The 15,790-nt window shown below is 47.4% G+C and carries 11 protein-coding genes; 10 read left to right on the top strand and 1 reads right to left on the bottom strand.

Going from position 1 to position 15,790, the window contains the following annotated elements; translation table 11 throughout:
• The first annotated feature begins 40 nt into the window (after positions 1-40).
• Genes AC1DPK_RS00495 through AC1DPK_RS00480 form a run of 4 tightly spaced genes read left to right on the top strand, consistent with a single transcriptional unit; the run spans position 41 to position 4,957 of the window.
• Positions 41-2,179 carry an alpha-amylase family protein gene (locus AC1DPK_RS00495; RefSeq protein ID WP_477508920.1) on the top strand — a complete coding sequence of 713 codons (2,139 nt, stop codon included), beginning with the start codon at positions 41-43 and terminating at the stop codon, positions 2,177-2,179.
• Positions 2,180-2,237: 58 nt separating this feature from the next.
• A complete protein-coding gene (locus AC1DPK_RS00490) occupies positions 2,238-3,092 on the top strand; it encodes an EamA family transporter (protein ID WP_477508919.1) in 855 nt (284 codons plus the stop codon).
• Positions 3,093-3,113: 21 nt separating this feature from the next.
• A complete protein-coding gene (locus tag AC1DPK_RS00485) occupies positions 3,114-3,944 on the top strand; it encodes an alkaline phosphatase family protein (protein WP_477508918.1) in 831 nt (276 codons plus the stop codon).
• Complete coding sequence (locus tag AC1DPK_RS00480) at positions 3,941-4,957, top strand: metallophosphoesterase family protein (protein ID WP_477508917.1); 1,017 nt, start codon at positions 3,941-3,943, stop codon at positions 4,955-4,957. The genes AC1DPK_RS00485 and AC1DPK_RS00480 overlap by 4 nt, the downstream gene beginning before the upstream one ends.
• A gap of 82 nt (positions 4,958-5,039) precedes the next feature.
• On the opposite strand, the gene AC1DPK_RS00475 is transcribed toward AC1DPK_RS00480, so the two are convergent.
• Positions 5,040-7,211, bottom strand: coding sequence for a helix-turn-helix domain-containing protein (locus AC1DPK_RS00475; RefSeq protein WP_477508916.1), 2,172 nt, complete (start codon positions 7,209-7,211; stop codon positions 5,040-5,042).
• 391 nt (positions 7,212-7,602) lie between these two features.
• On the opposite strand from AC1DPK_RS00475, the gene AC1DPK_RS00470 reads away from it, so the two are divergent.
• From AC1DPK_RS00470 to AC1DPK_RS00445, 6 genes are all read left to right on the top strand, one after another.
• Entirely contained in the window at positions 7,603-8,547 is a 945-nt protein-coding gene (locus AC1DPK_RS00470) for an ABC transporter permease (RefSeq protein ID WP_477508915.1), read from the top strand.
• A gap of 13 nt (positions 8,548-8,560) precedes the next feature.
• Positions 8,561-9,448 (top strand): carbohydrate ABC transporter permease, encoded by an 888-nt coding sequence (locus tag AC1DPK_RS00465; RefSeq protein WP_477508914.1) that lies wholly within the window; start codon positions 8,561-8,563, stop codon positions 9,446-9,448.
• 60 nt (positions 9,449-9,508) lie between these two features.
• Positions 9,509-11,137 carry an extracellular solute-binding protein gene (locus AC1DPK_RS00460; protein ID WP_477508913.1) on the top strand — a complete coding sequence of 543 codons (1,629 nt, stop codon included), beginning with the start codon at positions 9,509-9,511 and terminating at the stop codon, positions 11,135-11,137.
• A gap of 75 nt (positions 11,138-11,212) precedes the next feature.
• Complete coding sequence (locus AC1DPK_RS00455; protein ID WP_477508912.1) at positions 11,213-12,628, top strand: endo-alpha-N-acetylgalactosaminidase family protein; 1,416 nt, start codon at positions 11,213-11,215, stop codon at positions 12,626-12,628.
• 127 nt (positions 12,629-12,755) lie between these two features.
• Positions 12,756-14,576, top strand: coding sequence for a right-handed parallel beta-helix repeat-containing protein (locus tag AC1DPK_RS00450; RefSeq protein ID WP_477508911.1), 1,821 nt, complete (start codon positions 12,756-12,758; stop codon positions 14,574-14,576).
• Entirely contained in the window at positions 14,566-15,759 is a 1,194-nt protein-coding gene (locus AC1DPK_RS00445) for a Gfo/Idh/MocA family protein (protein WP_477508910.1), read from the top strand. The genes AC1DPK_RS00450 and AC1DPK_RS00445 overlap by 11 nt, the downstream gene beginning before the upstream one ends.
• The last annotated feature ends 31 nt before the right edge of the window (positions 15,760-15,790 follow it).

The following is a 15,790-nucleotide window of genomic DNA, read 5'->3' as shown; positions in this document are numbered from 1 at the left end:
TGACAGTATGGGGAAATCAATCGTATATGGAGGTCGTTGGATGAGCGTAATATCAGGCAAGGAACCCCCCGTTGCACATGCATCGCAAAGCTGGGATGCCAGCACTCGGTCACTGAATTACGATTATAACGGCAGTCGCTTACTGTCGATGAGCATTCCAGAGGGGATAAAGCCGTATTATCGGGAAGTATCGAACGGCAATATCCAAAGCAGCCCGTTGGTCCAGCAGCTCTACTTGGCATTGGATAAACCAGCTGCGGTCAAAGTCATGGTTTATTTGAGTAAAGAAGCGATAAACATGAGGCCGAATCGTGCTGTGAGAGGGCAAGCCATACTTGGACAGGTAGGCAAACCGCTGCTCTCTGGGGTTAATGGCTTGTACGATGTTCTACAGGATTTATTGATCGATTGGCACGGAGCAGGATGGAAGTGGACAAAATCGCGCTTAGAGCAGAATGAAGATGGGAACTGGCAAGCTGAACTCGAAATAGAAGGTGGCTTACAGCCTTGGATCGTCAATTTACGAATGCACTATTACCGGATGCATCTTCATTACGAGTACCATAAGCCTTGGCAATGGCGTCCGCAATTGCAGCCGATTACCGGCTGGAGTTCATGGGAGGCATTCGCACAGCAGGTAACCGGGGAAGATATTGAACGTACGGCTTCGTTTTTGGAAACGCACTTCAAGCCTTATGGTCTGACTCACATGCAGATTGATGACGGGTTTCAGCGTGAGGCTATTCCGCCAGAGAGAGATGGCATCGTTGCTGACGCTTGGCTACAGACGAACGCACGCTTTCCAGACGGACATGATGGTATAATTTCCAGCATCGTGGGGCGAGATTTTCAGGCGGGCATATGGACGAGCGCGATGGTCACGAATCCTGAGTTTGTCGCTGCGCATCGCGACCGTTTCGAGCGGGATATCAACGGCGATCCGCTATATGGACAATGGATTGAATACGTGATCAAGGCAGTGCCAGAAACGTTTGCAGAGCAGGTTGCGCCACTGTACAAGGGATTGAAGGAAATAGGCTATAGCTATTTCAAAACAGATCAAATTCGTCACTATCTATACGAAGGCTTGCACAAGGCTGTCCATGAAGGATGTATTACGAGCGAAGAGGCATCTCGCAGCTTGCGAGCTTATCTCCAATGTGCGCGAGAGCAGCTCGGGGAGGATGCATATTTCCTAGCATGCTGGGGCGTGTTAACAGAAGCGGTCGGAATCGTCGATGCTTGTAGAATTGCAGGGGATTCCAATGCGAGCTGGACAGCGATTTGCAAGCAAATGGTGGAGACAGCAAGGTGGTATCATACGCAGCGAATTTTGTTCTTGAACGATCCTGATTACATTTGCGTGCGAACAGAGAAAGACTGGGGGCAAACGCTTCTTTCGCTCGTATCGCTAACAGGCGGCTTGATGATTATTAGCGATAATACAGACCTGTACGATAGCGAAAGGATTCGCTCCATTCAGCGCTGCATCCCTTCGCTGCCGACGATGACAGGTGAAACCGGCCCATTGGATATGACTTTTCCATTGGACTTATTTCTTCCGCAGCACAATGCTAGTCAGACGAGGGAAGAGTATGCGTATGCGATATTGGGTTTGAACGACGGGATGCGGGAATCGTATGTGACGGCATCGCTCTGGGCCATTCATTTCGACCTGCCATTTCGCCGCTGGTGCGTAGCTGGCCGATTCGCGATTGTTCCGCTAACTGAGGTTGAACTGGAGCTTGAAGCATTGGCATTGGATCCGAGTGACGCATATCATGCATTCGATTTCTGGAAGCAAAGCTATATGGGCAAGTTTTCTGTAGCAATCGCGTTAGATCCATTAGAGCTTGGGGCTTGCCAAATTGTCGGGTTAAGTAAAGCCGAAAACCGACCACAATTAATCGGTTCTTCCCGCCACGTTAGCATGGATGCGGTTAGCGTGCTCGACGAATGCTGGGACAATAACCGCTTGCGGCTCGAGCTGTGCGGGGCGAGAGGCATGACAGAGCACTACTGGATAAAGGTGCCGGCTTCGTACACGCTTGAGGAGCATTCTGGGATCGGACTCGCGATTACGATCGACGACAGCGCTTGCGAAGAAGGCTGGTTGTTGACATTGTGCATTCGTTTCGAGGCAGAGCGTGGAAACGTTTTTCTTAGCTTCAAAACATGAATGCGGATTAGACCGTCGCTATCTTGTTTAGGCAATAAATCGCAAAGAAGGTTTGGGTATGTTGTGGATCGCTGTATCGTTGGTTCTCGTGTCAGGCACAATGAATGCTCTATGGAATCTATTCACTAAGAAAAGTAAGCATAAGCAAGCCTATCTCTCCCTCATTGTCATTGCGGCGAATGTGCTGCTTATTCCCTTATTACTGACACAATTGGTGAGCAGGAGCTATCCGCCGGAGGTTTATGTTCTATTGTTGATGTCCATGACAGCACAAGCGACCTATGCATGGATGTTATCCAAAGTGTACGCGTTAGGTGATTTGTCGCAGGTTTATCCGATTCAGCGTGGTACGGGAGTGCTGCTTATTCCTTTGATTAGCGTCATATTTATGGGCGAGCGATTATCTTTATGGGGATGGATTGGTGTCAGTATTATATTTATTGGTATCTTGGGACTAAGTGAATGGAAGAGGGTCCCCTCAGCAGGTCAACCTTTCCAGATGAAGCCTATATTGACCGCTGTGGGAGTAGGGTTATGTATTACTTCTTACGTGCTCATTGATAAAATGACTTTGCAATACGTGTCACCTTTGATTCTGATTTCGGTTTCCAACTTTGGTTTTATGCTAGGAAATAGTCGAACGATGCTGAACGTACAAGTGTTAACGGGCGAGTGGCAAAGAAACAAACGAATGATCCTGCTCGGATCAATCCTGATGCCGGGCTCTTATTTCTTGTTCCTCGTTGCGATGGAATTAGCACCGGTGTCCCACCTGGCTCCGATTAGGGAAGTGGGTACGGTCATGGCTACTTTGCTGGGAATATGGATACTAAAAGAAAAAAGCGGGTTCAGAAGACTTGTGACAGCTTCCGCGATAACAGCCGGTATTATTGTAGTTGGAATGAGCGGATAACAAATAAAGGAGCTGATTAACGTGAAGGAATTAACGAAGAGAGTAATTGTTATCGGCTTGGATGGCGCCGGAAATATGATCGATCAAGCACGTACTCCGAATATCGATCAAGCATTGGACGGCGGATTTATTACTTACGCTGCCCAAACAGTGATTCCGACCATTAGCGGGGAGTGTTGGGGATCTATGTTTCATGGGGTAAAGCCTGAGCTGCATGGCTTGACGAACGAAAGAGCCGAGAAGAACAAGTATCCAGCCGATTCACCTTATCCTTCTTTTATGAGACTCGTCAAGGAAGCAGATCCGTCTGCTGTAATCGCCTCGTTCAGCGCATGGAAGCCTATTAATGACGGAATTATTGAAGAGGGGGTTGCGACGTATATTGCAAACGTCCATGCCGATAAGCATCTGGTTCGAGAAGTAGCCGACTTTGCCGAAAAGCATTCGGACTTCAAGGTCATGTTCATCCAATTCGACGGAATCGATGGGGCAGGACATAACTTCGGTTATGGGTCGCCGCTATACTTGGAAGTCATTGAAGAGACAGACGAATTGGTGGGCAACATTCTCGATCTTCTTCGGAAACAGGACTTGTTGGAGGAAAGCCTAATTATATTTCTTGCGGATCATGGCGGGGGCGGCGAGGATCCGTTGAATCACGGCAGCGATCATCCGAAGGACGTGACAATTTTCTGGGGCTGCGCAGGCCCGAACGTATCCACCCCTACCGAGGCGAGGCCGATTCGCATAGAAGATACTGCTGCTGTCGTCGTAAAAGCGCTCGGTTTAGAGGCACCGAACACCTGGTCAGGCCAAGTTCTCGCAGGCTTGTTCAAGGAGGCAGTCGAGTGAACCGCCTTAATCAGGACATAGAAATTCCAGAGTATTTCCGTTCCGAGCTTTCGGTAGTGGCCCAAAAGGCAACAAAAGATCAGGGAGATGCGATCGTACGATTGCTTTTCTATACGGATCCGCATCATATGCCGGGAGGCAATCAGCTACAAGCCGCAGCGGCCATTAGGCGATTGGCGCAATTGCTTCCACTTGATGCGATCGTGTGCGGCGGAGATTTCAGCGAGAACGGCCCGAAAGAGGAGGTCGTGCAATCGCAAAGAGAAATTCTTAACGCGCTTCGGGTACCGGAGTGTCCCTTGTTACCGGTGAAAGGCAACCACGACGATAATTCCATACATGACTTCTATCGAAAAACCGGAAGCGTAGAGCATGTGATCTTTCCGATTGAATCTTACGAGAATTGGCTTAAACCGTTGGAAGGCACGGTAACATTCGATAAGGGAAACGAATGCGGCCTCTATTACTACTATGATATCCCGGACAAAAAGACGAGGATCGCAATGTTGAACAGCATCGATATTCTCTACAAAATAAAAGCGGACGGGATGCTGCAGCAAAACGGGCAATGGGAATACGCCTTCTCGGACAGGCAGGTCGATTGGTTCGAACATAGGGTGTTCGATTTTACCGGTGTACCGGAAAGCGAAAACTGGAAAGTTGTCATTTTCTCGCATCTGCCTATTATTCAACGTGGGGTTAAAGGGTACGTCGACGGAGAGGTTGAGAACGGTGAGAAGATTTGGAAAATCATCAAAACAAACCGTAAACACGTCGTCGCTTGCCTGTTCGGACACGTTCATATCGATCAGGTGCTGTATCATGACGATGTTCCGATGATATCTACGCTTAACGCGGTCAGCTACAGAAATTATGACGAAAGCCCCGAAAGGACGGTCGGTACGGTGACTGAAACGGCGTTCGATCTCATCAGCATTGATTACGCGAAGGGAGAATTGCGCTTTACCCGGTTCGGAGCGGGAGTAGACAGGATCATAACCTTCGAAACTTAAGGGCCCGGCAGTGCCGGATAGACACAGTAAGGAGGCCGTTCAAAGCAACGGCCTCCTTACTAGTATCGTATCCTGTTTATTTCTATTCCTGCTGTAACCTGACATGCTGCGTGGGCGTCGTTCCGGAGATTTTCTTGAAATGCCGGATGAACGTTCCGGCATTCGAGTATCCGACTTGTTCCGCGATATCCTTCATGGTCATATTCGGATGAGATTGGATAAGGCGGATTGCAGCTTGGATGCGAACAAGGTGCATGTAGTAGTTTAAGTTGTAGCCGGAGTGCTTCTTAAAGTATGTCGATAAATACACGTGAGTGATAGCCAGATGATCGGCAATTAGCGTTAACGATAAATCCGGATTGGCATAATGCTTGTCAATATATTGGTTTATCTGCTCCAGAAGAGGCGTAATCGGCAGGGCGGATCGCTTGGCCACGAGAAAATATCCCTCTTGGATTTGCCGGAATAAATACTGGAGATGGTACGTATGCGAAAATGCCGGCGGAACGTCCCACACCTCTTCGACGCTGATCTTCTTACTGTTCATGATGACAAGCAGCAGGTCGTGGAGGTAACGAAGCATGTTCCGGAACTGTTCAAATGTTAAATTTTTGAACGTCTTTTGTATCGTTTTATCGAAAAATTGCTGTAGCGTCTCCGTATTTCCTTTGAGGGTATAGTTGACAAGTTCTTGCTCCTTATCGATGGACAAGTGGATAACCGCCGCTTGATCGCTGTTCCGATCTTGATAGAGAATGACGCTCTTTAAATGGGCTAGATTAGGGACATGCTTGTCAATCGCGTCAGTCGATTCACGAAGCGCTTTCCCGATGTCCTCTAGTCGCGTATGAACGGAGCTGATACCGCAAAATACAAGCATGTTGTCTACCGGATCAGAACAGCTATCAAAGACGCGGGAAACCAGAGCTTCCAATGCGTTCGTATCGGAGCAGCTTGTGATAAATATAGATTTATCGCTATGGGCATGCAGTCGAATGTACGGTCGGGATTGACTTAACGCCGCTTCCAGTAAGGGAGCATACAAGGCAACGGATTGGCCTTGGCTGCTTTCTTCAATGACGGTGAGTATGGCATAGGAATCATACTTCACGGACAGCATCCGGTTTATGTGGGGCTTCATCGTATAATTCTCGTCCGTTGACAGCCGAAGCAGCGCGTTATGCTCCAAGATGTCGGCTTGCTCCGTGATCTCCTGTTTCATGGAGACTGTGGCGGAATTTAGTTCCTTGAACGTATCCGAGAGAATCGCGAATTCATTTTTCGTAGCAGGGCCCGTCGTCCATTGATTGAATGTTCTCGCCATGAGCCTTAGCGGCCTGAACATGGACCAGTTGACGAACAGAAATCCCAAATTAACGGCGAAGAAAAGGGCAAACAAGACGAAGGTGTACCCGTTGGCCTTTTTAAGCTTTTCCTGCATCTGGCTTTCCGAGAACAAAACGGTGTAAGTGAACAATGGATCTGTTTGAGAAATAGGCGTATATTTATTTCCATTAATGATGAGCGGACCTTTTAGCTCAGGAAGCCGTTGCTCGGCGATTGCTGGATCAAGCGTCGCTGTACTTACAAAAAGTTGATTTTCCCTATCGCTTATCACGATAACGTTATCAAGCAACATTGTCTGATTGTTCAGATAAGCGAGCAGCTCGGCTTTGGCGATTTGTACGAATATATAGCCTTCCGGGAATAGCCGGTATGAGAACACGATAGTATTGCGGAAATTATACAGTTGTTCCAATTCGTTTTGCAGCAGGCAACGGCAGGTTTCACCACCGTTTTTAACATCCAGATTCGTATAGAAGACGCTCAAACTACGGGTTCCGTCACTGCTGATCACCAAGTCCTGATTCGGGAAGTAAGTGGAGATCTGCGCCCGGAACGGAAGTTGCAGATTCGATTGCGTTATTTTGTTTTTGTATGACATTAACGTGGGGTAATAAGACCGTGAATTTTTGGGATTGTTGGACAGGAGTTTCGTATCCAAGCTAACGCTGAAATTGTAAATCATGTTGCGAATCTCCAACCATTCACCAGACAAGTCACCGGACAATTGCTTCAGGAAGCCTTCATTCGTTCGCACAACTTGTTCCTTGACGTTTGTTTTCAAATACGAGTAGTTGAACCCAAGCAGTGTGGTGAGCAGAATGATAAAAATCATGTTGACGATGAGCAGCTTAAACAGAACGCTGCTTCTGTGATATCGAGTGGAAACAGTTCGGAATAATCTGTTCAAGTTGGGAACCTCCCTTTTTTCTTTCTATAAGGTAGATCAGTTTCTAATCTTTATTTTGTAACCGCTTGCATAAAGCAGGTTGCGCTTTCCATCATTATAAGGGGATAATTCTTGGCTGTCATGCGCAGCTGAAATATTGAACAGCACATTAATAAATGACACTCCCATATTTCGTAACCAGGAGCGATTTTCGTTCTTTCACATACAATCAATTTTCTATCGAAATGAAATTATTCAAACGATATTAATAGTTGATAATTGCTTAAAATTCATCATCTCCCGTATGCTGAGGTCACCAAGAACGATGTGGGCTTGGTGAGATGATCAGCTGCATTTCGAAAGGGCTTACATTTTATTGTCATTATGTATATGTGTACTGGAGGGGTGAAATTTGCAGAATCAACAGCTTGCGCACAATCTACAACTCACAAAAAAACAAAGCTTTCTGCGAAAATGTTGGAAGCAGCGCTACTTGATCCTAATGGTGCTGCCTGGTTTTCTGGTTATTCTAGTTTTCAAGTATTTACCCATGTATGGAATTACAATCGCTTTCAAAAGTTATGACGCATCGTTGGGCTTCTTAAGAAGTCCTTGGGTCGGCTTCGACCATTTTAAGGCGTTTTTTGATAGTCCGATGAGTTGGAGGATTACTAAAAACTCGCTATTGCTTGCTTTTTATTCTTTGATTTTCAGTTTTCCGGCTCCAATCCTATTCGCTTTATTATTGAATGAACTTCGCAACAAATTTTTTAAGCGGGCTGTGCAGACGATTACTTATTTCCCGCATTTTCTATCCGCGGTAATCGTTGTCGGTTTCGTTCATGAATTTACTTCAGTAGAGGGGATCGTCAATAAAATTCTGTTTTGGTTTGGGGCGGAACCAAGGACGCTGCTGTATATATCGGAAGCTTTCCGGCCGATTTACATTAGTGCGGGTATATGGCAGGAATTGGGCTATGGAGCCATCATCTATTTGGCAGCGCTTACCGGTGTCGATCCGGCGCAACACGAAGCAGCGGTCATAGACGGCGCGAATCGTTGGCAGAGACTGAGATACGTCACATGGCCGGCAATTATCCCCGCGACAGCGGTCATGCTCATTCTGAAGCTAGGAAGTATTCTAAGCACGGATTTTCAAAAAGTGCTTCTCATGTACAATCCGAAAATTTACGAAACGGCGGACGTTATCGAAACTTACGTCTATCGGGTAGGCGTGCAAGGCGGACAGTTTGAATATGGCGCTGCGGTCGGTTTGATGCTCTCCGTGATCAGTCTTGTTTTAATTGTATTTGCGAATTACTTTTCCAAGAAAGTATCTGAAAACAGTTTATGGTAAGGGGGGGGATACATTGAAAGTATATAATGAAGGGCTTGGGTCTAAAGCTTTCGATATTATTAATTACACGATTATGATCGTGCTATGTGTTGTTATGCTTTATCCGCTATTAAATACGTTTGCTGTTTCGATTAGCGATCCCACCTTAGTTGCTCAGGGCAAGATTACTTGGTATCCGCGAGGATTTGACTTTAACAGCTACAAATTCATTTTACAGGATAAAAACATCTTGAATGCTTATATGAATACGATTGAGTTCTTAGTCATCGGCACTTTTCTTCAATTGCTGCTGACCTCCTTATTCGCCTACCCGTTAGCAATCAACGAATTCGTATTTCGTAAACCGTTGGTCTTTTACGTGATCATAACGATGGTATTTAGTGGGGGACTTATTCCGCACTTCCTTCTTATCAGGGATTTGCATTTGTTCAATACGATATGGGCGATCGTGCTGCCAGTTGCAATGAGCGCATTCAATATCATCATTTTCCGTACTTTCTTCCAAGATATCCCCAAGGAGTTGCGGGAATCCGCTTACCTTGATGGAGCGAATGATCTCGGCATTCTGTTTCGCATATATATGCCATTATCCAAGCCGCTGCTGGCGACATTTGCGCTATTCGGTGCAGTCATGTTCTGGAACATGTGGTTTGAACCAATGATCTTTCTCAATGACGAAAGCAGCCATCCCATCCAGTTGCTCTTGCGCAGGATGGTAATCGAACTGAAGGATGATACGAGTTCAGGCGGGTTGCAACGATTCCTCGAGACGTACAATCTGAATACCAAAAACATTAGGATGGCGTCTATCATCGTCACGATATTACCGATTCTGTTCGTCTACCCGCTATTGCAGAAGCATTTTGTGTCCGGAATGATGATCGGTTCGGTGAAAGGCTAACAGCGGTTGATCTGAAATTAAACATAGATTAACAAATACAATTCATGGAGGGGTTATGCTTTGAAGAAAAAAATGGTTCTAGTGCTTAGTTTTCTGCTCGTTGCGACACTCGTGTTTGCTGGCTGCAGCAAAGGAGACAACAAACCGTCAGAGCAAACAAACAACAGCAATTCCGGTGAGACATCCAAGCCATCTGAACCGGCTGAGGAAACGATCAAGATTAACGCTTACATGTCCAGCTTCGGGGACGATCCGAAGGATACCGAGCTCTATAAGCTCTGGAAGGAAAAGATGGAAGCGCATATCGGCAAAAAGCTTGATATTAAATGGATCTATGTGAACAGTGACGACTATCCGGAGAAAATAAAATTGACGCTGGCCAGCGGCGATACACCGGACATTATGTCGGGTGTGAAGGATGCCGAAGTCATGTTCCAATTCGGCAACCAAGGGTCCCTCTTGGACATTGCGCCTTACCTGGACGAGTACGCTCCAAACTATAAAGCTTATTTGGAGTCTACAAAGTTCTCGGACAAGAGTATGTATACACCGGAAGGCAAAATGTTTTTCTTCGGGGATGGATTCCGGAACGATACGGGGTTAGCGGGTTCCGCATACCCAGCGTTATACCGGTTCGATGTTTTCCAGAAACATAATATCAAAGTTCCGGAAAACTGGGATGAATTCTACGATGCGGCCGTTAAGCTGAAAGAGCTGTATCCGGATTCCTATCCGGTCAATTCGCAGGAATGGCCAAAATTCATAGACGCGTTAGCTCTCTCGAACCATACGAAAAGCGATATTTACTGGAACGGCGAGAAATACGTATACGGACCGACTGAGGAGTCTTTCAAAGAAGGTTTAATGTATATTCGCAAATTGTACGACGAGAAGCTGCTCGATCCCGAGTTCCTGAGCCAGTCTCAAGATCAATTGAAGGCGAAAGTAACAACCGGCAAGTCCTTCATGCTTCCGTTGGCGTGGGCAGGTTGGTGGGAGCAATATTCCGTTCCGGATCAAGGCGTCTCATGGGGAGCAGCGGTCAATCCGAAAAACGAAAAGTACGGCGATCAGTGGGTGTTGGGGCCGGCCCTCTTGGGTCATACCATCTATGCCAACTACGGCGTCATGGTCTCCAAAAACACGAAATATCCGGAACTTATCGTCAAGATGCTCGATTATCAGTATTCGGATGAAATGATTGATTTGATGCATTGGGGCGTTGAAGGGAAAACCTACCAAGTGGTCGAAGGTAAAAAGGAATTCATCAACAAAAACGGAGACTGGCAAGAGAAGAAAGACTTAAATGGCGATGGTACAACGCGTCAAGGTTTCGTCTTCGCCCCGCAAAATTATTCTACTGACTATATCGCTTATAAAAAAGTGCAATTTTTCGCCAAGGGCCAATTCGAGGAGATGCGTCCTCAAGAGGGAATGGGAAAATTCACAAGTTCGGAAACGTCCATTGCTCCGTATGAACAAGCGCCGGTCGTTCGTCTGAGCAAAGATGACGAAGCGAAGAAAGCGCAAATCATGACCGCGGTACAAACGTATTTGGACGAAAATATTTATAAATTCCTGCTTGGCGAGAGAAATCTCTCCGAATGGGATGCATTTAAGAAGGAGCTTTCGGATATTGGCGATTATCAATCGATCGTGGATATGATGAACGCTCAAGTATCCAAGTAAAAAGAAATGCGAAGCCTGACAGCGTCGATGTGTGGCGCTGTCAGGTTTCTTCATTACAGAAAGGAAGAGGCCAGAATGACTAACTCAATAGATACTAATGAAGTGTGGAGATCCATTCCGGGGGAATATTACGATTGGCAAGCAACGATGCAACCGGAGAGCCCTTACAATTTCGATTATAGTCAGACGCTCACGATGAAGCTGGGCATGGCGATTCCGGACGGTAAAGGCGGGTCGAAGGTGTTTTGTACGTTTGAACAGGCGCTTCGATATATTGTGGACATCGATCGACTTACCAGAGGCATTCCGAAAATCATTTATTTGGTCGGATGGCAGTATAATGGTCACGATGACAGATACCCTGCCTGGGATGAGGTGAATGTCCATTTGAAGAGGCCGCAGGATTCGACTGCGAGGGACAGCTATTTGTGGTTGGCGGAAGCAGCCAAACGTTATAACACAACAGTTAGCGTTCATGTCAATATGACGGACGCCTACGATAATAGCCCGCATTGGGATCTTTACATGGAGCATGATCTGATTTCGCGTAACGAAGATGGTTCTTTGCTGCAAATCGGTAACTATAATAATATGGCTGCCTATCAAATTTTTTATAAGAAGGAATGGGAGAGCGGGATAATCGTCCAGCGAATCGAGAAGTTGATCTCGCTGTTGGAGCTTGATAAGGCCGGCACGGTACACCTGGACGCTTATTTTCCGAGAGCAAATGTTTTCCGAGGCGTCTCCCAGGAGGAGGAGTCCTCCTACATGCGCCGGACAATCCGCTATTTCAGAAGTCGCGGGATTGATGTGACAAGCGAAAATTTCGCCCATCATCGCAACGATCCGTTCATCGGATTGCAACCGTGGTGCTGGTGGTTTGATCAGAACCAGGAGAAGCATTTTCTGGAGAGACCCGCCAAGCTGCTGAGCGGAGCTGCTATTCGAGATTACTCTATACCGGGCATTCCGCGCAGACATGATCTGGAGTTCTTGTTCGGCGCGGGCGTGCATGGTGAGGATGTATTCTGGGATCTTGACAACGAAGTTTCACGCGAGGATTGGCACGATATCTTCATGGAGCAGATCTGTACAAGAATGCTTCAATACCAGTATTTGAATTCGCTTGATCGCATTCGGATAGAGGGCGAGGGCGATAACAGGGTCGTTCATTATTCGGGAGGGCATTCCGTTCATCTAGCGGATCACTCCGTTCGTCGAGACAGCAAGCCGCTGCGCGTAGGAGACGACGTGCTGTTCCCTGCTTTATGGCAAGAGCAACCGGAATTAATCGCATTCAGCAAGAGTGGTTACTCGAAGAAGGCTTGGTCGCTTCCGCCTGATTGGAACGAAGTAGCTGCCGTTGATATCTACCGAATTACGGCTGAAGGATTATCGGAAGCGCAACTTGGTCAACGAATTGTGGGAGGGTTGCTGGAGCTTTCTCTAGCGCCGGGAATGGCGATATCAATCATTCCATCGCAGCAATAAATAGAGAATGAGCGGACGAAGGAGACGAGGGGGCGCTCATTGCAGCTTCGACAATTGATTCGATGGCGCTCAAGCGCAGTTTGTCGAAGGAGTGTAGTGAAAAGTCGATCATACTGGGAGATGAAGCATGCGAGGTCAAGCAAATGAGATAGGAAACGATCCGGCGCCCCGTTTGTTTCGGGCAACTGATTACGGAGCGATACCGGATTCTGGCGAGGATGCGACTAGGGCCATACAAGCTATGATCGATGCCGCTTCGGCCGAGGATGGGCCGACGGTGATCGAATTTCCGCCAGGACGATATGATTTGTATGCCAATAACGCTAGCAAAGAACCTTACTATGTCTCGAATACGGCTAGCGAAAAGGAGCATCCCCATCCAATCAAAACGATAGGCCTCTGGTTCAAAGGGGCAAAACGAATTCATGTGGAAGGGAACAGCTCGCGGCTGCTGTTTCACGGGAAGATGACGCTGATCGTCATGGACGGCTGCGTCGATGTGGAAATACGGAACCTGACGATCGATTTCGCCCGGCCGACTATATCCGAAATGCGAATCGTCGCGATCTGCGAAAGCTATTGGGAGGTGGAGGTTCATCCGGATTCTTATTATTTGTTGATGGACGATAAGCTTTATTGGACTGATGAAGATTGGTCTTACCGCGGGGGTCCTGCCCAGGAATTTGACCCGGTGAGCAACCGGACCTGGAGAGTACCCAACCCGATCACGTTAGCCAGCCATGTCGAACAGATGGAGCTTGGTAAGCTTCGGCTTTGGTTTGTATCGCCTGCTCCGATCACGAAGGTTGGTCATGTGTTTCAAATGCGCGATGGCATTCGGGATCAGGTTGGTGCCCTGATCGTTGGCTGCCGGAATATTACCTGGCGTCATGTCTGGATGCAATATATGCATGGGCTTGGGATCGTCGGGCAATTCAGCGAAAACTTGACTTTCGAGGGCTTGCGATTGGCGCCGGATCCTTCCCATGGACGAACAGCGGCGGCGTTCGCCGATTTTGTTCATCTTTCCGGGATGAAAGGAAAAATATCGATCAACGATTGCTTATTCGAGGGTGCGCACGATGATGCCATCAATATTCACGGTACCCATCTAAGAATCATTGGCGCCGAGGACGAGAGATGCATTCGCGTACGGTTTATGCATCCGCAAAGCTACGGATTCAGCGCCTTCCATCTGGGCGATGAGATTGATTTTATTTCCGCTAGCTCGTTAATACCTTATGCTACCCGTCATGTCGTCGACATCAAGCAGCGTAGTCTGCGTGAAGCCGAACTGACGCTGGATGCTCCGGTACCGAGAATGATCGGGGACGAGGATGTCATCGAGAATGTCACATGGACGCCCGAAGTATCCATATGCGGAAATGTCTTCAAGAGAATACCGACTCGTGGAATTCTAGTGACAACGCGCCGTAAAGTGACCATCGAGAATAATTTGTTCGAGAAGCTGCATATGAGCGCGATTCTCATCGCCGACGATGCGGTAAGCTGGTATGAATCGGGGATGGTTCGCGATGTCCAGATAAGGGGAAATCGGTTCGTCGCTTGTGGTAACGGTAATCAGCCGGTCATTCTGATTCAACCGGAGAACACGGTTGTATCAGTGGATGCACCCGTGCACAGCAACGTTGTGATTAGCAATAACCGCTTTGAATTGGACGGTTCCCCATTATTGGATGCGAAGAGCATAAACGACTTAATTGTTGCGGATAACCAGATCTCAAGGAACGGCGATATGGGCGGAGAATACGCTGATTCGCAAGAAATCATCCGCTTACGGGCATGCAGCGGAGTTGAAATTCGCGGGAATACAATGGCAGACAAGGCAGTCGCAATCGTAAAGACGATATCAATGAAGGCAGAGCACCTTGCGATCGATAAGGGGCAAGCAGCTATTATTCGGAGGGATCACGAGGATGAAATCTAAAGTGAAAATCGGTTTAATCGGGCTTAGTGGACGGGGAACGGGGCTTTTGGAAATCATATTGCTGAAAATGGAGGACGTGGAAGTCGTCGCCGTCTGTGACTTGCACGAGGATCGTCGCGAACAGGCAGCTAATCTGATTGAGAAGGCAGGCTGCAGTCGACCTTTTGAAACTGGTGACTATAAGGAAGTTCTGAATAAAGAGGCAGTTGACGTCATCATGATCTGCACACCTTGGTCCACCCATATCCCTATCGCAATCGAAGCGATGGAGAAAGGGAAGTATGTCGCTTGCGAGGTCGGAGGAGCTTATTCCATGCAGGAATGCTGGAAGCTGGTAGAAGCTTATGAGCGAACGAGAGTTCCATGCATGATGCTGGAGAATTGCTGCTATGGCCGCGATGAGCTCATGGTATTAAATATGGTAAAGCGAGGCATTCTCGGGGAAATCGTCCATTGCTCAGGAGGTTATCTTCACGACCTGCGCTATGAAATCGCTAATGGCAAAGAAAACCGTCATTATCGACTGAACGAATATATTCATAGAAACTGTGATAATTATCCCACTCACGAGCTAGGTCCCATCGCCAGAATACTAGATATCAATAGAGGAAATCGCATGGTATCGCTTGTGTCTCTCGCCTCAAAATCGGGAGGCATGCAGGAATACATCACAAGCAAGAGGAAGGATAGCGAGCTTGCTCGTACTCGGTTTAAGCAAGGCGATATCGTAACGACTATCATCCAGTGCGCTCGCGGAGAAACGATTACACTCACATTGGATACTACATTGCCTAGATATTATTCAAGAGGTTTTACGGTAAGGGGAACAAAAGGAATGTATATGGAGGAGAACCATTCTTTATTCATAGATGGACAGCATAACCAGTATGAATCGAATTGGAAGACGCAATGGGGGAACGTCGAGCACCATCGCGAGCAATATGAACATCCGCTGTGGGAGAGCTATTTGCAGGAAGGAATTAAAGGAGGCCATGACGGTATGGATTGGCTTGTCTTCCGGGATTTCATCGAGAGTTTCAAGAACAGGACGCAAACGCCGATTGATGTATATGATATGGCTTCGTGGATGAGTATATCCTCATTAACCGAGGACTCGATTGCCATGGGCGGGCAACCGGTAGCGATCCCCGACTTCACGAACGGGAAATGGATCGGCAAGTGATAAGTTCTCGAATGACAATGCGTCGCTGGAT

The sequence above is a fragment of the Paenibacillus sp. 01T424 genome (assembly GCF_056398745.1).
Note: the sequence above shows the minus strand (reverse complement) of the source record. Positions and strands in the feature narration are given on the sequence as shown.

What these genes read in the sequence shown, in the direction of transcription:
- AC1DPK_RS00450 (WP_477508911.1), top strand. Translation starts at nt 12,756, where the DNA reads ATGCGAGGTCAAGCAAATGAGATAGGAAACGATCCGGCGCCCCGTTTG.
- AC1DPK_RS00445 (WP_477508910.1), top strand. Translation starts at nt 14,566, where the DNA reads ATGAAATCTAAAGTGAAAATCGGTTTAATCGGGCTTAGTGGACGGGGA.
- AC1DPK_RS00455 (WP_477508912.1), top strand. Translation starts at nt 11,213, where the DNA reads ATGACTAACTCAATAGATACTAATGAAGTGTGGAGATCCATTCCGGGG.
- AC1DPK_RS00495 (WP_477508920.1), top strand. Translation starts at nt 41, where the DNA reads ATGAGCGTAATATCAGGCAAGGAACCCCCCGTTGCACATGCATCGCAA.
- AC1DPK_RS00490 (WP_477508919.1), top strand. Translation starts at nt 2,238, where the DNA reads ATGTTGTGGATCGCTGTATCGTTGGTTCTCGTGTCAGGCACAATGAAT.